This is a genomic window from Cellulosimicrobium funkei (assembly GCF_001019615.1).
In the GTDB taxonomy this organism is placed as follows: Bacteria; Actinomycetota; Actinomycetes; order Actinomycetales; family Cellulomonadaceae; genus Cellulosimicrobium; species Cellulosimicrobium cellulans_E.
Map to the genome: position 1 here is coordinate 1 of NZ_JNBQ01000050.1, position 20,757 is coordinate 20,757.

The 20,757-nt window shown below is 75.0% G+C and carries 18 protein-coding genes and 1 pseudogene; 6 read left to right on the plus strand and 13 right to left on the minus strand.

Annotated features, from left to right (window positions below; genetic code table 11):
* Positions 1-256: hypothetical protein (locus FB00_RS19430; RefSeq protein ID WP_047234575.1), on the minus strand; the 256-nt coding region annotated here is incomplete at its 3' end.
* 532 nt (positions 257-788) lie between these two features.
* Here FB00_RS19430 and FB00_RS19435 point away from each other — a divergent pair.
* Genes FB00_RS19435 through cydC form a run of 4 tightly spaced genes read left to right on the plus strand, consistent with a single transcriptional unit; the run spans position 789 to position 7,071 of the window.
* Positions 789-2,303 carry a cytochrome ubiquinol oxidase subunit I gene (locus FB00_RS19435; RefSeq protein WP_047234576.1) on the plus strand — a complete coding sequence of 505 codons (1,515 nt, stop codon included), beginning with the start codon at positions 789-791 and terminating at the stop codon, positions 2,301-2,303.
* A gap of 39 nt (positions 2,304-2,342) precedes the next feature.
* Positions 2,343-3,455 carry a cytochrome d ubiquinol oxidase subunit II gene (gene cydB / locus FB00_RS19440; RefSeq protein ID WP_047234577.1) on the plus strand — a complete coding sequence of 371 codons (1,113 nt, stop codon included), beginning with the start codon at positions 2,343-2,345 and terminating at the stop codon, positions 3,453-3,455.
* Positions 3,452-5,218, plus strand: a complete 1,767-nt coding sequence (gene cydD, locus FB00_RS19445) for a thiol reductant ABC exporter subunit CydD (RefSeq protein WP_047234578.1) — start codon at positions 3,452-3,454, stop codon at positions 5,216-5,218. Before cydB ends, cydD begins: the two co-directional genes overlap by 4 nt.
* The gene (cydC, locus tag FB00_RS19450) at positions 5,215-7,071 is read left to right on the plus strand and encodes a thiol reductant ABC exporter subunit CydC (protein ID WP_047234579.1); all 1,857 of its coding nucleotides are present in this window, start codon (positions 5,215-5,217) and stop codon (positions 7,069-7,071) included. The genes cydD and cydC overlap by 4 nt, the downstream gene beginning before the upstream one ends.
* A 97-nt stretch (positions 7,072-7,168) precedes the next feature.
* On the opposite strand, the gene FB00_RS19455 is transcribed toward cydC, so the two are convergent.
* The 3 genes from FB00_RS19455 to FB00_RS19465 are packed head-to-tail and all read right to left on the minus strand — an operon-like array spanning position 7,169 to position 10,586.
* Positions 7,169-8,572, minus strand: a complete 1,404-nt coding sequence (locus FB00_RS19455) for a dipeptidase (protein ID WP_047234580.1) — start codon at positions 8,570-8,572, stop codon at positions 7,169-7,171.
* Positions 8,569-9,102, minus strand: coding sequence for a hypothetical protein (locus FB00_RS19460; RefSeq protein WP_052877798.1), 534 nt, complete (start codon positions 9,100-9,102; stop codon positions 8,569-8,571). Before FB00_RS19460 ends, FB00_RS19455 begins: the two co-directional genes overlap by 4 nt.
* Entirely contained in the window at positions 9,099-10,586 is a 1,488-nt protein-coding gene (locus FB00_RS19465) for an APC family permease (protein ID WP_082141532.1), read from the minus strand. Before FB00_RS19465 ends, FB00_RS19460 begins: the two co-directional genes overlap by 4 nt.
* Before the next feature lie 230 nt (positions 10,587-10,816).
* Here FB00_RS19465 and FB00_RS19470 point away from each other — a divergent pair, with 230 nt between their 5' ends.
* Positions 10,817-11,758 (plus strand): NAD(P)-dependent oxidoreductase, encoded by a 942-nt coding sequence (locus tag FB00_RS19470; protein ID WP_047234581.1) that lies wholly within the window; start codon positions 10,817-10,819, stop codon positions 11,756-11,758.
* 80 nt (positions 11,759-11,838) lie between these two features.
* Here the strand turns inward: FB00_RS19470 and mutM are convergent, their stop codons facing one another.
* The 6 genes from mutM to coaD form a co-directional block, all read right to left on the minus strand.
* Positions 11,839-12,792 (minus strand): bifunctional DNA-formamidopyrimidine glycosylase/DNA-(apurinic or apyrimidinic site) lyase, encoded by a 954-nt coding sequence (gene mutM, locus FB00_RS19475; protein ID WP_047234582.1) that lies wholly within the window; start codon positions 12,790-12,792, stop codon positions 11,839-11,841.
* Positions 12,785-13,543, minus strand: a complete 759-nt coding sequence (gene rnc, locus FB00_RS19480; RefSeq protein ID WP_052877799.1) for a ribonuclease III — start codon at positions 13,541-13,543, stop codon at positions 12,785-12,787. The genes mutM and rnc overlap by 8 nt, the downstream gene beginning before the upstream one ends.
* Positions 13,544-13,548: 5 nt before the next feature.
* On the minus strand, positions 13,549-13,743 hold the full coding sequence (rpmF, locus tag FB00_RS19485) for a 50S ribosomal protein L32 (protein WP_021482203.1): 195 nt from the start codon (positions 13,741-13,743) through the stop codon (positions 13,549-13,551).
* A 2-nt stretch (positions 13,744-13,745) separates the two neighbouring features.
* Positions 13,746-14,264 (minus strand): YceD family protein, encoded by a 519-nt coding sequence (locus FB00_RS19490; protein ID WP_231581951.1) that lies wholly within the window; start codon positions 14,262-14,264, stop codon positions 13,746-13,748.
* A gap of 306 nt (positions 14,265-14,570) precedes the next feature.
* On the minus strand, positions 14,571-15,143 hold the full coding sequence (locus FB00_RS19495) for a hypothetical protein (RefSeq protein WP_082141533.1): 573 nt from the start codon (positions 15,141-15,143) through the stop codon (positions 14,571-14,573).
* Between the two features lie 23 nt (positions 15,144-15,166).
* Positions 15,167-15,667 (minus strand): pantetheine-phosphate adenylyltransferase, encoded by a 501-nt coding sequence (gene coaD, locus FB00_RS19500; RefSeq protein ID WP_047234591.1) that lies wholly within the window; start codon positions 15,665-15,667, stop codon positions 15,167-15,169.
* Positions 15,668-15,754: 87 nt separating this feature from the next.
* Between coaD and FB00_RS19505 the strand changes: the two genes are divergently transcribed.
* Entirely contained in the window at positions 15,755-16,498 is a 744-nt protein-coding gene (locus FB00_RS19505) for a GNAT family N-acetyltransferase (protein ID WP_156186479.1), read from the plus strand.
* Between the two features lie 114 nt (positions 16,499-16,612).
* Here FB00_RS19505 and rsmD read toward each other — a convergent pair whose 3' ends face one another.
* The 3 genes and pseudogenes from rsmD to FB00_RS19520 all read right to left on the minus strand — a co-directional run.
* Complete coding sequence (rsmD, locus tag FB00_RS19510) at positions 16,613-17,245, minus strand: 16S rRNA (guanine(966)-N(2))-methyltransferase RsmD (protein ID WP_047234584.1); 633 nt, start codon at positions 17,243-17,245, stop codon at positions 16,613-16,615.
* A gap of 98 nt (positions 17,246-17,343) precedes the next feature.
* The gene (locus FB00_RS19515; protein ID WP_047234585.1) at positions 17,344-19,602 is read right to left on the minus strand and encodes an ATP-dependent DNA helicase RecG; all 2,259 of its coding nucleotides are present in this window, start codon (positions 19,600-19,602) and stop codon (positions 17,344-17,346) included.
* Positions 19,599-20,757 (minus strand): annotated as a pseudogene (locus FB00_RS19520) (hypothetical protein); the annotation flags it as partial. The pseudogene FB00_RS19520 and the gene FB00_RS19515, both read right to left, overlap by 4 nt.

A 20,757-nucleotide genomic window follows, 5' to 3' on the forward strand; every position in this document is an offset into this window, starting at 1 on the left:
CGGCGTCGGGAGCCGCCGCCTCGGCGACCGGCGCCGGGTCGGCGGGTGCCGTGGGCGCGTCGGCGGGGGCGGGCGCGCCGTCTGCCGGCGTGGCCGGCACCTGGGCCGGCACCTGGGGCGGCGCCGCGCTGCGGGTGGCGCGGCGACGGGCGGGCTTGCGCCCTGCGGTGGTCGGGCTCTCGGCCCGGTCGTGGGTCGCGGCGGCGTCCGCCGTCGACTCTGAGGGGGTGCTGTCGGAGGTGCTGTCGAGCGTCACGCGTCGTGCTCCTGCTGCCACAGGGACCGCCCCGCACCGTGCGGCCCCTCGGGGCGGTCGGTCGTCGCTCGTGACGAGCGCACCGGAGCGCGTCGTCCGGCGACGGAAGTCGTCGGCCACGGCCGCGGTCCGCGTGCGCGGCGCGGGCGCCTGTCACCGGGCCCTTCGCCCCGGTCGGCGCTCCGACTGCCGCGGTCCGCTGGTGCCGCGATCTCGTGCTCGTCGGGAGGGCGATGCGGAGCCCACCCGGCTCCGCCCAGTATCGCACAGGGGCGCGAACGAACTCGGGCGACACGCACCGGCCGTCGGGGCGCCGGTCCCGGCCGACCGGGACCAAGGTCCCGAGCGCTTGTGAACATAGTCACAAGCGGCGTGTTTTCAGCACTTCGCGTCATCTCCCGCCCTGCCGATGGGGCAGATTGGGCCTAGCGTCAGAGCAGGGCGGTCCTCCCCCGGGCCGTCCTGACCGGCGTCGTAGCTCAGCACCTCCCCCCTGAAGCCCGCCGACCCGTCGGCCCCCCGAGGAGCGCACGTGGAAGCCCTGGATCTCGCCCGGTGGCAGTTCGCCATCACGACCGTCTACCACTTCATCTTCGTCCCGCTGACGATCGGGCTGGCGCCGCTCGTCGCGATCATGCAGACGGCCTGGGTGCGCACCGGCAACGAGCGGTGGCTGCGCCTGACCAAGTTCTTCGGCAAGCTCCTGCTCATCAACTTCGCCCTCGGCGTGGTGACGGGCATCGTGCAGGAGTTCCAGTTCGGCATGAACTGGAGCGAGTACTCGCGCTTCGTCGGCGACGTGTTCGGCGCCCCGCTCGCGATGGAGGCGCTCGCCGCGTTCTTCATCGAGTCGACGTTCCTCGGGCTGTGGATCTTCGGCTGGGACCGCCTCAACAAGAAGGTGCACCTCGCGTGCATCTGGGCCGTGGCGATCGCGACCAACCTCTCCGCGTTCTTCATCCTCGCCGCGAACTCGTGGATGCAGCACCCCGTGGGCGCGATCTTCAACCCCGAGACCGGGCGCGCCGAGATGAACGACATCGGCGCCGTCCTCACGAACAACACTCTCTGGGCGGCGTTCCCGCACCAGATCACGGCGACCTTCCTCACCGCGGGCACGTTCGTCACGGGCATCGCCGCGTGGTGGATGGTGCGCCTCGTGCGCACCCGCAAGGCGGAGAACGTCGAGCTCGCGCGCGACGTCTACCGCCCGGCCGTCACGCTCGGCGTCATCGCCATGCTCGTCGGCGGGCTCGGGGTCGCCGTCTCCGGCGACATCCAGGGCAAGATCATGTACGAGCAGCAGCCCGGCAAGATGTCGTCCGCCGAGGCGCTGTGCCAGGGGCAGGAGGGCGCCGCGTTCTCCATCCTCACGATCGGCGACCTGTCGAACTCGTGCGAGAACGTCACGCACCTCATCGAGATCCCCGGCCTCGCGTCGTACCTCGGCACGGGCCACTTCTCCGGGCCCGAGAGCTACCTGCCGGGCGTCGAGGACGTCCAGGAGCAGATGACCGAGCGCTACGGCGACGTCACCGCAGCCGGCGACCCGGTCACCTACACGCCGAACCTCGCGATGACGTACTGGTCCTTCCGGCTCATGATCGGCATGGCCGCCGGCTCCGTGCTCCTCGCGCTCATGGCGCTGTGGCTCACCCGCAAGGGCCGCGTCACCGACAACGTGTGGTTCGCGCGCGTCGGCCTCATCGCCATCCCGATGCCGTTCCTCGCGAACTCGTTCGGCTGGATCTTCACCGAGATGGGCCGCCAACCCTGGGTCGTCGCCCCGAACCCCACGGGCATCGACCAGATCCGCCTGCTCACCGAGCGGGGTGTGTCGACCGTGGTGAGCCCCGGCGTCGTGCTCACGTCGATGATCGTGTTCACGCTCGTCTACGGCGCGCTCGCCGCGGTCTGGTTCACGCTCATGCGCCGCTACGCGATCGAGGGCGTGCCGCTGGTGGTGCACGACGAGTCGCCCGAGGCGCAGGAGCCGCCCGACGACGGCACCGAGGCCGCAGACCGCCCGCTGTCCTTCGCGTACTGACGCGCCCGGACCCGTCCAGAATCTCAGGAGAACACCACCGTGGATCTCGCCGTCGTCTGGTTCGTGCTCATCGCGGTCCTGTGGACCGGCTACCTCGTGCTCGAGGGCTTCGACTTCGGGGTCGGCATGCTGCTGTCGATCCTCCCGCGCGGTGACAAGGAGCACCGGGAGAAGGAGCGCCGCGTCCTCATCAACTCCATCGGCCCCGTGTGGGACGGGAACGAGGTCTGGCTGCTCACCGCGGGCGGCGCGACGTTCGCCGCCTTCCCCGAGTGGTACGCGACCCTCTTCTCCGGCTTCTACCTGCCGCTCCTGCTCATCCTCGTCGCGCTCATCGTGCGCGGCGTCGCGTTCGAGTACCGCGGCAAGATCCGCGACGAGGGCTGGGCGCGCCGCTGCGACGTCGCGATCCAGGTCGGGTCGTGGGTGCCCGCCGTGCTGTGGGGGGTCGCGTTCGCCAACCTCGTGCGGGGCGTGCAGCTCGACGCCGACCACCAGTTCGTCGGCGGGTTCTTCTCCCTCCTGTCGCCCTTCGCGCTCCTCGGCGGCCTCGTCACGCTGAGCCTGTTCCTGCTGCACGGCTCGGTGTTCGTCGCGCTCAAGACCGACGGCGAGATCCGCGCCCGCGCCCGTCAGCACGCCTCGGTCTTCGGCGTCGCGGCGCTCGTGCTCGCGGGCGGCTGGGCCGTGTGGGCCCAGGTGGCCTACTCCGTGCCGTGGACGTGGGCGGCCGTCGTGCTCGCCGCCGGCGGCCTCGTCGCGGCGCTCGTCGCCAACCGTCGGGGCGCCGAGGGCTGGGCGTTCACCGCCTCCGCCGTGACGATCGTCGCGGCCGTCGTGCTCATCTTCGGCTCGATGTACCCGGACGTCATGCCCGCGGTCGACCCGGCGAACTCGCTGACGATCCACAACGCGTCGTCCACCGACTACACGCTGACCGTGATGACGTGGGTCGCGGTGATCCTCACGCCGCTCGTCATCGCCTACCAGTCGTGGACCTACTGGGTGTTCCGCCGCCGCCTCTCGACCAAGGACATCCCCGCGCCCGCCGGGCTCTCGCTCAAGAAGGTCCGCGAGGCGGCGTTCGGCGGGGCGTCCTCCGGTGGCTCGGCCGGACGCAGCCTCGGGACCGGCGGGTCGGGCGACGCGTGAAGCCGCTCGACCCGCGGCTCCTGCGCCACGCGCGGGCCGCACGGGGGTACGTCGTCCTGACGGCGGTGCTGGGGTTCGCCACGGCGGCCCTGGTCGTCGCCCAGGCGGTCGTCCTCGCGTCGGTCCTCGCGCCGGCGATCCAGGGGACGGCCGACCTGGCCGACCTCGGGCCGCGGGTCGGGCTGCTCGCCGGGGTCGTCGCGGCCCGGGCGGCGACGTCCTGGGCGCAGGAGCGGTTCGCGCTGCGCGCCGCGACCCGGACCGTGGCCGAGCTCCGCGAGCAGGTCGTCACGCACGCCGTGGCCCTCGGGCCGCGGTGGCTCGCGTCCGGGCGCGGACCCGAGGTCGCCACGCTCGCGACGCGCGGGCTCGACGCCCTCGAGCCGTACATGGTGCGCTACCTGCCCCAGCTCCTGCTCGCCGCGACCGTCACGCCCGCGACGCTCGCCGTCGTCCTGGGCCTGGACTGGGTCTCGGCGGTGATCATCGCGGTGACGATCCCCCTCGTCCCGATCTTCATGGTGCTGGTCGGGCGGCTCACCGCCGGGACGTCGGAGCGGCGCCTCGTCGTCATGCAGCGGCTCGGCGCGCAGGTCCTCGACCTGCTCGCCGGCCTGCCGACCCTCCTCGCGTTCGGTCGCGCGCGCGGCCCGGAGAAGCGCGTGCGCGCGCTCGGCGACGCCAACCGGCGCGCGACCATGGGAACGCTGCGCATCGCGTTCCTCTCGGGCATGGTCCTCGAGCTCCTCACGACGCTGTCCGTGGCGGTCGTCGCGGTGGGGGTCGGGCTGCGCCTCGTGCACGGCGGCATGGAGCTCGAGCCCGCGCTCGCGGTGCTCGTGCTCGCGCCCGAGGTCTACCTGCCGCTGCGCCAGGTCGGCCTCCACTTCCACGCCTCGACCGACGGCATCGCTGCGGCGGAGCAGGCGTTCGCGGTCCTCGACGAGGAGGCCCCCGAGCCCGGGACGACCCCCGCGCCCGCGCTCTCCGGCACCACGTTGGCGCTGCGCGGCGTGAGCGTCCGGGCGGGCGACCGCGACGTGCTCGCGCCCGCCGACCTCGACCTCGAGCTCCGGCTCGGAGCGTCGGGCCGCGTCGTCGCCCTCACCGGGCCCAGCGGCGCGGGCAAGACGACGACGGCGCTCGTCCTCCTCGGCCTCGTCCGCCCCGACCGGGGCACGGTCACCCTGACCGCTCCGGGTGCGGAGCCGCTCGACCTGGCCGACGTCGAGCCCGCGACGTTCTGGCCCCAGGTCGCCTGGCTCCCCCAGCGCCCGGTGCTCGCCCCGGGCCGGCTGCGCGACGTCGTCGCCGGCGGCCTGCCCGTGAGCGATGCCGACCTCGACCGCGCCGCGCGCACCGCCGGCCTCGACGCCGTGCTCGCGACGCTGCCCGGCGGGTGGGACACCGAGGTGGGGCGCGGCGGCGTCGGCCTGAGCGTCGGCCAGCGCCAGCGCGTCGCGCTCGCCGCGGCACTGCTCGGCGACCCCGCCCGCGTCCCGCTCGTCGTGCTCGACGAGCCGACCGCCCACCTCGACGCGCGCGGCGAGCAGGTGGTGCTCGACGCCGTGCGGACGTTCCGCGACCAGGGCCGGACGGTCGTCGTCGTGGCCCATCGCGCCTCGCTCGTCCGCGCCGCCGACGACGTCGTCGGGGTCCGCTCGGCGGCGCTCGCCGCCCCCCGGGCTCTCGCGGACGGCGGACCCGAGGACGCGGCCGACCTCGCTCCTGCCGCCGCGTCCGTCGAAGGGAGGCGCCCGTGACCGGACCCCGTGCTCGCCTCGCGGACGACCCGCTGTGGCGCGCCGTCGGGCTGCTCGACGTGCGCTGGCGCCGCGTCGCGTGGGCCGTCGTGCTCGGCACGCTCTCGCTCGGGAGCGCCGTCGGCCTCGCGGCCGTCGCCGCGTGGCTCATCGCGCGCGCCTCGCAGATGCCGCCCGTCCTCACGCTGTCCGTCGCGGTCGTCGGCGTCCGCGCCTTCGGCATCTCGCGCGGCGTCTTCCGCTATCTCGAACGCCTCGCCTCGCACGACGTCGCGCTGCGCGGCATGGCCGCCCTGCGCGCCAACCTCTACACCGCCCTGGCGGAGGGGTCGCCCGCCGCGCTCGTCGGGCTGCGGCGCGGCGACCTGCTCGCCCGGGTCGGCGCGGACGTCGACGCGGTGGGCGACGTCGTCGTGCGCGCGCTCGTCCCCGCCGGCGTCGCGCTGGCGATCTCCGTGGGGTCCGTGGTGCTCGTCGGGGCGTTCCTGCCCGCCGCGGGCGTCGCGCTCGCGCTGTGCCTGCTCCTCGCGGCGGTCGTCGCGCCGTGGCTCTCCGCACGGTCGGCGCGCGAGGTCGAGGCGCGCGGCGCGACGACGCGCGCGGCGATGACCGCGACGACGCTCGAGATCCTCGAGCAGTCCGGCCCGCTCGCCGTCTCGGGCCGTCTCGACGCGCGCCTCGACGACCTGCGCGCGACGGACCGCGCCCTCGCACGCGTGACCGACGACAGCGCCCGCCCCGCCGGGGTGGCCGCCGGGATCGCCGCGCTCGCGGTCGGCCTCGCCGTGCTCGCGTCGCTCCTGCTCGGCATCCCGGCCGTGACGGCCGGGACGCTCGCGCCCGTGGAGCTGTCGGTCATCGTGCTCACGCCGCTCGCGGTGTTCGAGGCCGCGAACGCCCTGCCCGCCGCCGCCGTCCAGCTCCACCGCTCGCGCCAGGCCGCGGCTCGCGTCGTCGCGCTCCTCGACGGCTCCGCGGGGAGCGCCACCGCGGCGGCCCGCACCGCGGACGCGTTCGCCTCCGGTCCGGCGGAGCCGTCGTCCCCCGAGCAGGCGTCGCTCGCGCTCGACGACGTCGCGGCGGGCTGGCCGGGCGCGGCGCGCGTCGTCGTGGCGGGGGTGGACCTCGACCTGCGCCCCGGGCGCGCGGTCGCGGTCGTCGGGCCGTCCGGCGTCGGCAAGACGACGCTGCTCGCGACCGCCGCCGGGCTCGTCCCCGCGCTCGCGGGCCGGGTGACGCTCGACGGGACCGGGGTGAGCACGCTCCCCCGCGAGGCCGCGGCGCGCGGCGTCGTGCTCGTCGCCGAGGACGCGCACGTGTTCGACACGACGGTGCTGGAGAACCTGCGCGTCGCGCGAGGCGACGTCACGGCCGAGGAGGCCGCGGCGACGCTGCACGACGTGGGCCTGGACGCCTGGCTCGCCGCGCTGCCGGACGGCGTCGAGACGCTGCTCGGCCCGGACGCCACGACCGTCTCCGGCGGCGAGCGTCGTCGTCTGCTCGTCGCGCGGGCGCTGTTGTCACCCGCGCCGCTGCTCCTGCTCGACGAGCCGGCCGAGCACCTCGACGCGGCCGGCGCCGACGCGCTCGTGCGGCACCTCGTCGCGACGACCCGCGCGCCGGCTGGCGCGTCGGCGGGCGCGTCGGCCGGAGGTGCCCGGCGCGGCGTCGTGCTCGCGACGCACCGGCTCAGCGCGCTCGAGGCCGTCGACGAGGTGCTGCTCCTCGGTGTCCCCGACGGTGCACCGGGCGACGCTCCGGCGCGTGTCGTGGCGCGCGGGACGCACGCCGAGCTGCTCGGTCTCCCCGCCTACCGGTGGGCGCTCGACCAGGAGGCGCCGGCACCGCGGTAGCACCGAGGTCGCCCCGAGATCGACCCGTACGGTCGAGATCGACCCTCCGAGGGCCGATCTGGAGACCGACGGGTCGATCTCGGACGGTGCCGGCGCGTCAGCCCTCGCCGAGACGCGCGAGGAACAGCGCCTCGCCGACCGCGAGGTTCTCGATCTCGCTCGGCGCGACCGACTCGTTCGGCGCGTGGATGAGGCACGCCGGCTCCTCGACGCCGAGGAGCACGATCTCCGCGTCCGGGTACTGCCCGGCGAGCACGTTGCACAGCGGGATCGACCCGCCTTGCCCCGCGGTCACCGTCTCGCGCCCGTACGCGTCCGCGAGCGCCGCCGTGAGCGTGTCGAACACGTGCCCGCTCGTGCGGGCCGCGAACGGCTGCCCGACGGCGTCGCGCTCCACGCGCACCCGCACCCCCCACGGGGCGTGGGCCTCCAGGTGTGCGACGAGCTTGTCCTGGAGCTCCTGGGCGTCCGAGCCGGGAGGGACGCGCAGGTTGAGCCGGGCCGAGGCGCGGGGCTGGATCGCGGCGGCAGAGCCGACGACGCTCGGCGCGTCGATCCCGAGGATCGTCACCACCGGACGTGCCCAGAGCCGGTCGGCGACGCTGCCCGTCCCGACGAGCCGGACGCCGTCGAGCACGCCCGCGTCGTGACGGAACTGGTCCTCGTCGTACGCGACGCCGTCCCACGTCCCGTGCGCGACGGCGGCCGGCACGCCGTCGATCGTCGTGTCGCCGTTCTCGTCACGCAGGCTCGCCAGCACCGCGACGAGCGCGGCGAGCGCGTCCGGTGCCGCCCCGCCGAACATGCCCGAGTGGATCTCGCCCTCGAGCGCCTCGACGTGCACGACGACGTTCGCCGCACCGCGCAGCGTCACGGTGAGCGTCGGCAGGCCGAGCTCGGCGTTGCCCGTGTCCTGGATGAGCATCGCGTCGGCCGCGAGCGCTCCCGGGTTGGCCTCGACCCACTGGTCGAGGCCGCCCGTCCCCTGCTCCTCCGAGCCCTCGACGACGAGCCGCACGCCGACCGGGTAGTCCTCGCCGCCGAGCGCGCGCAGGGCACGCAGCGCGGTGAGGTGCGTGACGATGTTCCCCTTGCAGTCGGCGGCCCCACGCCCGTGGAGCCGGCCGTCGCGCTCGGTGAGCTCGAACGGCGGCGTCGTCCACGCGTCGTCGTCGAGGGGCGGCTGCACGTCGTAGTGGGCGTAGAGCAGCACGGTGGGGGCGCCGTCGGGGCCGGGGCGGTGCCCGAGCACGACCTGCGACCCGTCGGGGGTGACCTCGAGGCGCGTGTCGATCCCCTCGGCGCGGAACGCGTCGGCGACCCACTGCGCGGCGCGCTCGCAGTCGGCGCGCGGGAACAGGCGCTCGTCGGCCACGGACGGGATGGCGACGAGCGTGCGCAGGTCGTCGAGCGCGCGGGGCACGAGGTCCCGCACGGCGGCGCGCACCTCCTCGACGTGACCGGCCCCGTCGGGTCGCGCTCCGGTGCCCTGCTGGCTCATGCGTCCTCCTCGGTCGGGGTGCCGTCGGCGCCCTCGGTGGCGTCGCTGCCCGGCTCGGTCGTGCGGCCGGGGTCGAGGTCGAGCGAGTCGACGTAGGCGTCGAACTCGTCGAGCTGGTCGGGGCAGTAGACCTCGATGACGAGCCGGTCGCCCGCGAGGCGACGCTCGTCGAGCACGGACGGGCGCAGCCCCGGGCCCGCCGCCCCGTTCGCGGCGCCGAGGTTCGCCGTCGCCTCGACGAGCGCGGCCGGGTCGGTGCAGAAGCCGCCGCCGTCGTCGCCCAGGACGTCGGCGATGGTCTCCTCGCTGAAGGCCGTGATCCCGATCTCGGCGAAGCGGTCGTGCAGCTCCGCCGCCTTCTGCTCGGCCTCGCGCGCGTCGCGGTGGGACCGCACGTTGTCGAAGGCGATCAGCATGACCGCGCCGAGCGCGACCAGGAGCAGCGCGGCGGCGGTGTACGTCACCCACCGCTTGGACGAGACCGGCTCGGGCTCGTGCACGGGGACGTGGTCGGGGCGCGTCGAGGTCATGCTGCCTCCCCCTCCCCCGCCTCGTCCGCCGCCGCGATGGCCGCGGCCTCGGGGTCCTTCCAGGACGGCTTGCGCAGGAGGTAGAACAGCGCGGGGACGAGGAGGCCGATGATGCCGAGACCGCCGCCGACGATGAGCACGTACACCCCGACGCTCCCGCTCGAGAACTGGGCGGGCGGCACGAACCCGATGATCATCGCGGCCACCGACGCGCAGAACCCGACGACGCACAGGAGCGTGAGCGCCGGGGCGCGGTAGCCGCGCGGGTGGTCGGGTGCACGACGGCGCAGCCGCACGGCCGCGACGAACAGCAGCAGGTACATGACGAGGTACACCTGCGTCGTGATGACCGACAGGATCCAGTAGGCGCTCGAGACGTCCGGGATGAACGCGTAGAGGAGCGCGATCCCGGTCGTGATGAGGCCTTGCGTGACGAGGATGTTCTGCTGCACCCCGTGCTTGTTGAGGCGCTGGAGGAACGGCGGGAGGTAGCCCTCCTCGCGCGCGACCGTGAGCAGGCCCTTGGACGGCCCGGCGAGCCACGTGAGCATGCCACCGAGGGACGCCGCGATGAGCATGAGGCCGAGGATCGGCGTCAGCCAGCTCACGCCGAAGTTGGCGAAGAACGCGTCGAACGCCTGCATGACGCCCGCGGTGAGGCTGAGCTGGTCGGCCGGGATCACCCAGCTGATCGCGACGGCCGGGAGGATGAAGATGAGCAGCACGAGCCCGATCGCGAGGAACATCGACCGCGGGAACTCGGTCGAGGGCTTGCGCAGGCTCGTGACGTGCACCGCGTTCATCTCCATGCCCGCGTAGGACAGGAAGTTGTTGACGATGAGCACCAGCGACGCGAGGCCGGTCCAGGCCGGGAGCAGGTGCTGGGCGTCCATCGGCGCGGCCGACGGGTTGCCCTGGGCGAGGAACACGATGCCGAGCACGACGAGGATCGCCGCCGGGATGAGCGTCCCGATGATCAGTCCCCAGCTCGACAGCCCGGCGACCGTCTTGGTGCCCTGCGAGGAGAGCCACACGCCGGTCCAGAAGAGCACGACGATGACGATCGCCACGTACAACCCGTTGCTCGCGAGGCTCGGGTTGATGACGTACGCGAACGTGCTCGCGACGTACCCGAGCAGGCTCGGGTAGTAGAAGATCGTCATCGCGAACTGGCACCAGATGGCGAGGAAGCCGAGCGGCTTGGAGACGCCGTCCGCGACCCACCGGTACACCCCGCCCGACCATCCGGACGCGAGCTCGGCGGACACGAGCGACGTCGGCAGCAGGAACACGAGCGCCGGGACGACGTAGAGGAACACCGCCGCGAGGCCGTAGACCGCCATCGTCGGCGCGGCGCGCAGGCTCGCGACCGACGACGTGATCATGAACGCGAGCGTGAGCCAGGTGATGTAGTTCTTCGGCGTCCGTGCCGTGATCGCCGCGCGCACCTCTGCGTGCGTCGGCGCACCCGTGGACGAGCCCATCCCCACCCCCGAAGCCGTGACCCCGCGGGGCCGACCGGGACGGCGCGCGGTGGGCGCGTCGTCGGAACATCGCGAACATATCCCCGGGGGCCAGGTCGCGCCTGCGGAAGCGCAGGTGGGAGCGCCGGGGGCACTCGAACGGCACCCGAACGGCACGGTGATACGTTCGCGAGGCGGCCCGCCCCGCGCCGGGCGGGCCGTGACCACCACGGACGACCCCGGGAGCAGCGTTGAAGATCCTCGTGCCCAGCACCATCGCCCTCGACGTGCGCGGCGGACCGGGCGACGAGGTCGTCGGCTACGACGCCGCGGCGCCGCTGCGTCCCGAGGACGCCGACGCCGAGGTGCTCGTGGCGTGGGCGAACACCCCCGCGAACCTCGCGGACGCCGCCGCGCGGCTCACCCGCCTGCGCTGGGTCCAGACGCTCGCGGCCGGTCCGGACGCGGTGCTGGCCGCCGGGTTCGGGCCCGGGGTGACGATCACGTCGGGCCGGTCCCTGCACGACGGCCCGGTCGCCGAGCACGCGCTCGCGCTCGTCCTCGCGGCGGTCCGGCGGCTCGACGTGCTCGGGACGGCGCAGCGTGAGCACCGGTGGGACACCGCCGTGAACCGCGCGCAGGCCGACCCCGCGACCGCCGCGCGGTACACGCTCGACGGCGCGCGCGTGACGGTCTGGGGTTTCGGCTCGATCGCGGCGCGCCTCGCGCCGCTGCTCGCGGCCCTGGGCGCCGAGGTGACGGGCGTCGCGAGCCGCCGCGGCGAGCGCCACGGATTCCGCGTCGTGACGGACGACGACCTCCCGGACGTGCTCGCGACGACCGACGTGCTCGTCTCCCTGCTGCCCGCCCTCGATGCGACCCGCCACGCGTTCGACGCCGCCCGGATCGACCAGCTCCCCGACCACGCGGTCTTCGTCAACGTCGGCCGCGGCGCCACGGTCGACGAGGACGCGCTCGTCACGGCGTTGCGCGACGGCCGCCTCGGCGGTGCCGCGCTCGACGTCACGGAGACCGAGCCCCTGCCGGAGACGTCACCCCTGTGGGACGCACCCCGGCTGATCCTCACGCCGCACGTCGCGGGCAACCGCCCCCAGCACGCGTCGGACCTCGTGAACGCCAACCTCGACGCGATCCGCGCTGGCCGCGAGCTCCGCAACGTCGTCCCCCGCTGACCCGCTGAGTGCATGAAATAGTCGCGCTCGATCGACTCGAACGCGACTATTTCATGCGCTCAGCGGAGCCCGGGGGCGGGTCACCAGCGGCCGTTGCGAGGGCGCGGCTGGCAGCGCGGGCACGTGTAGGACGAGCGGTTCATGAACTCGTCACGGCGCACCGGCGTCCCGCACCGCGGGCACGGCTCGCCCTCCTGCCCGTACACCGCGAGCGACCGCGAGAAGTAGCCGGACTGCCCGTTGACGTTGACGTAGAGCGCGTCGAAGCTCGTGCCGCCCTGGGCGAGCGCCTCCGTCATCACCTCGGCGGCGGCGTCGAGCAGGCGGTGCGCCTCCGGGCGGCGCAGCGTGTCGGTGGCGCGCGCGAAGTGCAGCCGCGCGCGCCACAGCGCCTCGTCGGCGTAGATGTTGCCGACCCCGGACACCACGGTCTGGTCGAGCAGCGCGCGCTTCACGCCAGTCCGACGACGGCGGATCGCGTCGACGACGTCGTCGCGCCGCAGGGCGGGGTCGAGCAGGTCGCGGCCGATGTGGACGACCGGACCCGGGACGGCGGCGAGGTCGGAACCGAGGCCGCCGGGGGCGCCGTCGGGCGTGGGCACGAGGTCCTGGACGGACAGGTGCCCGAACGTGCGCTGGTCGACGAAGTCGAGCGCGAGCGCGCCCGCCGGACCGGTGCCGTCGGGCTCGAGCACGAGCCGCACGCGCAGGTGGGGCGACCGCTCGCCGAGGCCCGGCCCCGAGCGCACCAGGAGCTGGCCGGACATCCCGAGGTGCGCGAGCAGCGCGGCCGCGGGGCCGTCGCCCGGCCCGTCCGTCGACCCGGCCGGCGTCAGCGGGAGCCAGAGGAACTTGCCGCGGCGCACCGCCGCGTCGAGGCGCTGGCCGAGGAGCTGGTCCCGGAAGTCCGCGGGGCCGCCGTCGTGGCGCCGCACGCTGTAGTCGCGCAGCACCTCGACGTCGACGACCCGGGCGCCCAGCACGTGGCGGTCGAGACCGTCGCGGACGGTCTCGACCTCGGGCAGCTCAGGCACCCGCGTCCTCGACGGCCTCCGCCGCTGCCCTCGGGCGCTCGTCGGCCGGGGCCGTCTCCGCCTGCTCGGTCGCCAGGGCGCGGTAGGCGCGCTCGGCGGCCTCCTGCTCGGCGTACTTCTTCGCCGTGCCGCTGCCGGTCCCGTAGAGCCGGCCGTCGAGGTGCACGTACGAGGTGAAGACGCGCGCGTGGTCCGGCCCGACGGCGTCGCTCGAGTAGGAGGGGGCGCTCAGTCCCGCGGCCGCGGCCGCCTCCTGGAGCGACGTCTTCCAGTCGAGCCCCGCGCCGAGCCCCGCGGCGGCGGACAGCGTCGGCTCGACGAGCCGGAGCACGAGGCCGCGTGCGGGCTCGAGCCCGTGGCTCAGGTAGACCGCGCCGATGATCGCCTCGACGGTGTCGGACAGGATCGAGTCCTTGTCGTTGCCGCGCGTGCGGATCTCGCCCTTGCCGAGGAGCACGTACTGCCCCAGGCCGAGCCGGCGCGCGATCGCGGCGAGCGACTTCTGCGAGACGGTCGCGGCACGCATCTTGGCGAGCTCGCCCTCCGACAGGTCGGGGTGGCGGCGGTAGAGGGTCTCCGTGACGACGAGGCCCAGGACCGTGTCACCGAGGAACTCGAGACGCTCGTTCGTGGGGATGCCGCCGTTCTCGTGCGCGAACGACCGGTGCGTGAGCGCAAGCACGAGAAGCTCGGGGTCCAGATGGACCCCGAGCTTCTCGAGAAGACCGGATGCCGGTGCAGCCGGTGCCACGCGCCTCAGCCTGCGTGCTCGGTGCGCAGCGCCTCGGCGTACTGGCGGCCCTTGTAGGTACCGCACGTCGGGCACGCCGCGTGCGACAGCTTGTCGCCCTTGCACTGCGGGCAGGTGGTGAGGTTCGCGGCGGTCGTCTTCCACTGCGAACGACGCGCACGGGTGTTGCTGCGCGACATCTTGCGCTTCGGAACAGCCACGGCTAGCTCTCTTTCGTCTCGTCGGACACGTTCGAGGTGTCGAACATGCTCTCCAGCGCCGACCACCGAGGGTCGACAAGTTCGTGCGTGTGCCCCGGGTCGTCCGCCAGACGCGCCCCGCACTCGGAGCACAGCCCCGGGCAGTCCGCTCGGCACACCGGACTGAATGGTAGTGCAGTGACGACCGAATCCCGTAGCGCGGGCTCGATGTCTGCGAGGTCGCCGTCGAGGTCGTAGACGTCCTCGGCGTCCTCCAGGTCGTCGCCCGACTCCTGGGCGGCCTTCGCGCGCTCGGGGTAGGCGAAGAGCTCCCCGAGCTCCACCGTGACGTCCTCGTGGACCGTGTCGAGGCAGCGCACGCACTCCCCGACCGCGCGCCCCGACACCGTGCCCGAGACGAGCACGCCCTCCATGACCGCCTCGAGACGCAGGTCGAGCTCGAGCTCGCTGCCCTCGGGGATGCCGATCACGGCGGTCCCGAGGTCGGCCGGCGCAGGCACGGTCCGGCGGACCGTCAGCATGCTCCCGGGTCGCCGACCGAGCTCGTGCGTGTCGAGCACGAGCGGCGACGTCTTCTCGGCGGTGATGGCGGACTCCAGGATCGCCAGGCCGCGGGCGTGGGCGCCCGCGGACGGATGGTCAACGATGGTCGGGGGCCGACGGCCGCTCGACGGCGACTGCCAGGCACAGGCCGACGCGTGACGCGCCGAGCCAAACATCGATCTTACGTCACGGGACGGCCCGACCGCCACCTGCCCTCCGCGCCCGCAGAGCCGGGATCCCGGCGTCGGGCCGACGGCCCACGGCTCGGTCGCGGCCGGCAGGGATCAGCGCCCGGCGCGCTCGCGCATCGTCGCCGGGAACGGCGACTCCTCCGGCTCGCCGACGCGGTCCCCGAGGCGGTCCGCGAGCTTCGCGCGTCCGCCCTGGACCTGCGCGAGCAGCTTGCCGAGGTCGACCTCGAAGTCGGCGAGCCTGCGGTCGCAGTAGTCGTCGGCGTCGCGCCGGAGCACGGCCGCCGCCGCGTCGGCCTCGTCCACGATCTCCCGGGCCCGCGACTCCGCCTGGACCACGACCTGCTCCGCCTGGACGAGCTCGATCGCGCGCGCCCGCGCCGTCGTGAGGATCTCCTCCGCCTGCCGGTGCGCGTCCTCGAGCACGGCGTCCGCCTGGGCCAGCACCTCGTCGGCGTGCGCGAGCTGCTCGGGCAGCGCGCCGCGCAGCTCGTCCAGGAGCGCGACCGCGTCGCCCTTGTGCACCAGCACCGACGCGGACATGGGCATCGCGCGCGCCGACTCCACGAGGTGCGTCAGGTCGTCGAGGATCGCGTTGAGCCCGACCTGCGCCTCCTCCGTCGCGCGGTCCTCGTGCGTCACCCGTCGGTCCTGCTGCTCGCTCACGTACCCGATCCTTCCCGTCGTGCTCACCTGCTGCTCCCCTGCACCCGTGCCAGCGCCGCACGGACGGCGTCCCCGACCCCCGGGGGGACCAGGTCGTCGACCGGCCCCCCGTAGCGCGCGATGTCCTTCACGAGCGACGACGCGACGTGCAGGAGCGCGGCGTCGCCCGCGACGAACACGGTCTCGACGCCCGCCAGGTGCCGGTTCATGAGCGCCATCGGCAGCTCCGCGTCGAAGTCCGCGCCACCGCGCAGCCCCTTGACCACGGCGCCCGCGCCGATCTCCCGGCAGAAGTCCACCAGGAGCCCCGGCACGACCTCCACGCGGACCCCGTCGAGCCCGGCGTCGGCGACCGCCGCACGGGCCAGCGCGACCCGCTCGTCGACGCTCAGCAGCGCCGACTTCGACGCGTTCCGCGCGACGCCGACGACGACCTCGTCGAAGAGCGCGCGGGCACGTCGGACGATGTCGAGGTGGCCCAGGGTGATCGGGTCGAACGACCCGGGACAGACGGCTGTGGTCACCTCGTCACGGTAGTACACGAGGCCGCGCGGACCCCGGCGGCACGACCGGGCGGGCGCGGATCGTCGTCACGCGCGACGATGGTCCGCGTGACCGCCCCGGAGGAACCCGCCGTCGTCCCGCTCACGACGCCCGAGCTCGTGCGCTCGCTCCACCGAGACGTGCTCGCGCCGTCGTTCCCGCCCGCCGAGCTCGTGGACGTCGACGAGCTCCTCGACGACCACGCGAGCGGACGCCTGCGCAGCCTCGGGGTCGTGGAGGCCGGTCGTGTCGTCGCCGGCGTCGTCGGCGAGTGGTTCCCCGACGCGCGCGTCCTCCTCGTCCTCTACCTCGCCCTAGCACCCGGCCGGCGCGGCGGCGGGGTCGGCGGGCAGCTCGTGGCGGCGGCCCTCGCCGACTGGCGCGCCCTGGACCCGCTCCTCGTCGTCGGGGAGGTCGAGCACCCCGCGCACCACGTCGGCAGCGAGGCGCACGGCGACCCCGTCGCGCGGCTGCGGTTCTACGCGCGCCTCGGCGCCCGGGTCCTCGCGCTCCCCTACTTCCAGCCCGGCGACGGCCCCGGCGGCGAGCGCGTGCCCGCGCTCCTGCTCGTGTCGTTCCCCCTCGGGCCGGGCGCGGCCGACGACGTCCCCGCCGCGCCGCTGCGCGCGTTCCTCGCGGAGAACCTGCGGGCGAGCGAGGGCAGCCTGGCGGACGACGCCGCGACCCGCCGTCTGCTCGACGCCGCGAGCGGTGACCGCGTCGCGCTCGTCGACCCTGCCGACCCCGCCGCCCTCGCGACCGTCCCCGTCGGTCTCCTCGCCCCGGACGAGGCCCACGCCCCGTCCGCCTGAGGCCCGTCGACCAGACCGTCCCGACACGCGAGCAGGCGATCCGGGCGTGTCAGGTGGCCCGGACGCGCCGGAACCGCCTGCTCGGCAGGGCGGGGCGCCGGCGGAACCCCGGCGCTACGTCTCGTCGGGGAGCTCGGGACCGACGAAGTACACCGTCGTCTCGCCGTAGTCCTTGCGCGCGACGACCTCCCAGCCCGTCGGCCAGGTCGGCTCGGGCGTGCGCGTCGAGCGCTCGACGACGACGACGGCGGCCGGGTCGAGGACGCTGGGCACCGCGAGGTGGGCGAGGACGCGCTCGAGGGCCTCGGCGGTGACGTCGTACGGCGGGTCGACGAGCACGAGGTGGTACGGACCGCGGCCCGCGCGACCTGTCGGCGTCCCGTCCGCCCCGCCGACCGCCGCCCGCTGCGCCACGTCCGCGGCCACGCCGGCGACGAACGTCTCGGCGGGCTGCGCGACGACGCGCACGGTCGTCAGACCGAGGGCCGCGACGTTGCGCCGGGCGACGTCGGCGGCGACGCGGGCCGAGTCGACGAGCGTCACGTCGGCGGCGCCGCGGCTCGCGGCCTCCAGGCCGAGCGCGCCCGAGCCCGCGTAGAGGTCGAGGACGTGCGCGTCGTCGACGACGCCCAGGTGCTCGAGGCGCGAGAAGATCGCCTCGCGGACGCGCTCGCTCGTCGGCCGCGTCCCGCGCGGCGGGACCTGCAGCGTGCGTCCCCCTACCGTTCCCGCCACGATCCTCGTCACGCGCCCAGCCTAGACACGCCGCGCGGGGTTCGAGGCACGAGGCGGTGGTGCGGGATCGTGACGACCTCGCGCAGCGGCCGGTGGAGAATGCGGCCCGCTCACGCTCGTTCGAGGAACTCCTCGCGCTCGGGGTCGAGCTGGTCGCGGATCGCCTCGGCGAGCGCGGGGTGGTCGGTCAGGTCCGGGTCGTCCGCGACGACGGCGGCCGCGTCGGTGCGCGCGGTCTCGATGACGTCCGCGTCCTTGACCACGCGCAGGAGCCGCAGGGAGCTCGCGCGCCCCGACTGCGCCGCCCCGAGGACGTCGCCCTCGCTGCGCAGCTCGAGGTCGACGGTCGCGAGCTCGAACCCGTCGGTCGTGCGCGCCAGCGTCTCGACCCGCGTCGCGGCGGGTGTACCCGGCAGCGCCGTCGAGACGAGCAGGCACAGCCCGGCCGCGGACCCGCGCCCGACGCGCCCCCGGAGCTGGTGAAGCTGGGAGATGCCGAACCGGTCCGCGTCGAGGACCACCATGACCGTGGCCTCGGGGACGTCCACGCCGACCTCGACGACCGTCGTCGAGACGAGCACCTGGACCGCGCCCGAGGCGAAGTCGGCCATCACCGCGTCCTTGTCCGCCGGGGCCATCTGCCCGTGCAGCACCCCGACCTCGAGCCCCGCGAGACGCGGGTGCGCGCGCAGCTCCTCGGCGACCTCGAGCACGGCCCGCAGGGGTGCGCGGTCCGACGCGTCCGGGGCCTCGGGGTCGAGGAGGAAGTCGGGCACCTCGTCGAAGTCGTCGGTCCCCTTCGGCGGCCCGTCCGCGTCCGGCTCGTCCGGGTGGATGCGCGCGCACACCACGTACGCGCGGTGCCCGGCGTCGACCTCCTCGCGCACGCGCGCCCAGGTGCGCTCCATCCACGCCTCGTTGCCTGCGGGCACGACGTGGGTCGTGATCCCCGCGCGCCCCGCCGGGATCTCCGTGAGCGACGACGTCTCGAGGTCGCCGAACACCGTCATCGCGACGGTGCGCGGGATCGGGGTGGCGGTCATGACGAGGAGGTGCGGGGCCGTCCGCGCCTTGGCCCGCAGCGCGTCGCGCTGCTCGACGCCGAACCGGTGCTGCTCGTCCACGACGACGAGGCCGAGGTCGGCGAGCTGCACGTGCTCGGACAGCAGCGCGTGCGTGCCGACGACGATCCCCGCCGCGCCGCTCGCGGCGTCGAGCAGCGCCTCCTTGCGCGCCGCCGCGCCGAGCGACCCGGTGAGGAGCGCGACGCGCGTCCCGTGCTCCGCGCCGCCGAGGAAGCCGCCCTCCGCGAGCGGTCCGAGCAGCGCGCGCAGGGTGCGCGCGTGCTGTGCGGCGAGCACCTCGGTCGGGGCGAGGAGCGCCGCCTGCCCGCCGGCGTCGATCACCTGGAGCATGGCGCGCAGCGCGACGACCGTCTTGCCCGAGCCCACCTCGCCCTGCAGGAGCCGCTGCATGGGCCGCGCGAGCGCGAGGTCCGTCGCGATCTCCGCCCCGACCTCGCGCTGACCCGTCGTCAAGGTGAACGGGAGGGCGGCGTCGAAGTCGGCCAGGATGCTCGGCTCCCCCGGTCCGCGGGGAGGGCGGGCCGTCGCCGGCTCGGCCGCGGCCCGGGCCCGGCGCTGGGCGAGCGCCGCCTGGAGGACGAACGCCTCCTCGTACCGCAGCCGGTCGCGCCCGCGCCGCCACTGCTTCTCGTCGTAGGGCTCGTGCACGTCGCGCAGCGCCTCGAGGCGCGTCCCGAGTCCGTGCCGCTCGCGGACGGCGTCCGGGAGCGGGTCAGGGACGTCCTCCTCGCGCAGCGGGTCGAGCACGGTGCGCACCGCGGGCTGGATCTTCCAGCTCGGGATGCTCGCGCTCGCGGGGTAGATGGGGATGGGCCGGCTCGCCTCGAGCACGGCGCTCTCCGTGTCCTCGGCGTCGTCGTCGACCCCGATGATCTTGTAGTCCGGGTGCGTGAGCTGGCGCGTGCCCCGGTAGAGCCCGACCACCCCCGTGAAGAGCCCGTGCCGCCCCGGAGCGAGCCGCTGCTCGTGGTAGCGCAGGACGTTGGGGCTCTTGGCGAAGAACGTGAGCGAGAGCTGCTGCGGGCCGTCCGTCACGACCGCCTCGAGGATCGCGCCCGCACGGTTGCGCATGCGCCGGACCGTCGCGCTGCGCACCTGCGCGACGATCGTCACGTGCTCGCCGAGGGCGAGGCCGCCGAGGTCCGTGAGACGCCCCGGGTCCCCGTAACGACGTGGGTAGTGCCGCAGGAGGTCCCCCACGGTCTCGAGGCCCAGCTTCGCGAGCGGGCCCGCGCTGCGCGTGCCGACGGCACGGGTGAGCGGCTCGGCCAGGCGGTCGCTCATCCCTCGGCCTCCACGGTGACCTCGACGTCGTCGTCCACGGGCTCCGGTTCCTCGACGGCGAGCGTGACGACGCCGCCGTCGCGCCCCGAACGCAGGAGCACGACCTCGGCGCCGCGCTCGGTCGCGCGCGCCGCGAGCACGTCGAGGGCCACGCCCGGCACGTCGTCGTCGGCGAGCACCGAGGCGAGCGCACCGGGGCGCGCGAGGAGGGTCTCGAGCAGGTCCGTCAGCCGCTGCGCCAACGCCGGGGCCGGCACGCCCGCGGTGTCGAGGTGGGTCCACCGTGCGGCGTCGAGCGCCGACCGGGCCGCCTCGAGCCGCTGCGCGGCGCCGGGCTCCACGAGCTGCGCGGCGGCGAGCGCCACCGCGACGTGCAGGTCGGTCACGGCGGGCAGCACCTCGAGCGTCTCGATCCCGTCGTCGCGCAGGGTCGCGCGCAGGGACTCGACGTCGTCCTCCCGCAGGTCCGCGCCGGGCAGGAGCGCGACGTGCGACGCACGGGCGTCGACCGCGACGCGGTGCAGGGCGGTCAGGTCGGGGGGGCCGGAAGCCTCCCGCAGCAGCACGACCGCGCCCGCCCGCGCGAGGTCCGCGACGAGCCCGGGCGCCGTGGTCACCGCGACCACCCCGGGAGCGTCGACGACGGCGGACGCACCGGTCCGGGCGTCGTGCGCCCCGTCGGCGGCGACGTCCGGGACGTGGCCGGGCTCGTGGGTTCCGGGGAGGTGGCGGACACGCACCTGGCGCAGCGCGGCGTCGGCCCCCGCCGTGGACGGCGCGCCGACCTCGTGACCGTCCCGCGCGGACCGCAGGGTCGCGAGCGTGGCTCGCCCGACGGTGACCGCGGCCATCGGGTCGTCGGTGTGGACGTGCGCCTGCCAGAGGCCCGAGCCGTCGTCGCCCGGCCCGCCCACCACGACGACGGAGTCGCCGATCCGCGCGAGCTCCGCGCGCAGCAGCTCCGCGGGGTCCTCGCCGGCCACGCGGGCAGGGTGCTCCGCGCCGCCCACCGGGACGTCGACCACGTACATCACCTCGAACTCGCCCCCCTCGTGCCCGGACCGCGGCCCCGCGCCCCCGCCCCCGGGGGAGCCCTGCACCGGCACCATGCCGGCCATCATGCCGAGCACCTCCGACACGCCCGCCCCCGCGGGC

Excerpts from the sequence above, each read along its gene's own strand:
- FB00_RS19455 (WP_047234580.1), bottom strand. The coding sequence starts at position 8,572 with ATGAGCCAGCAGGGCACCGGAGCGCGACCCGACGGGGCCGGTCACGTC.
- FB00_RS19460 (WP_052877798.1), bottom strand. The coding sequence starts at position 9,102 with ATGACCTCGACGCGCCCCGACCACGTCCCCGTGCACGAGCCCGAGCCG.
- FB00_RS19465 (WP_082141532.1), bottom strand. The coding sequence starts at position 10,586 with ATGGGCTCGTCCACGGGTGCGCCGACGCACGCAGAGGTGCGCGCGGCG.
- FB00_RS19490 (WP_231581951.1), bottom strand. The coding sequence starts at position 14,264 with ATGCTGACGGTCCGCCGGACCGTGCCTGCGCCGGCCGACCTCGGGACC.
- FB00_RS19515 (WP_047234585.1), bottom strand. The coding sequence starts at position 19,602 with ATGAGCGACCGCCTGGCCGAGCCGCTCACCCGTGCCGTCGGCACGCGC.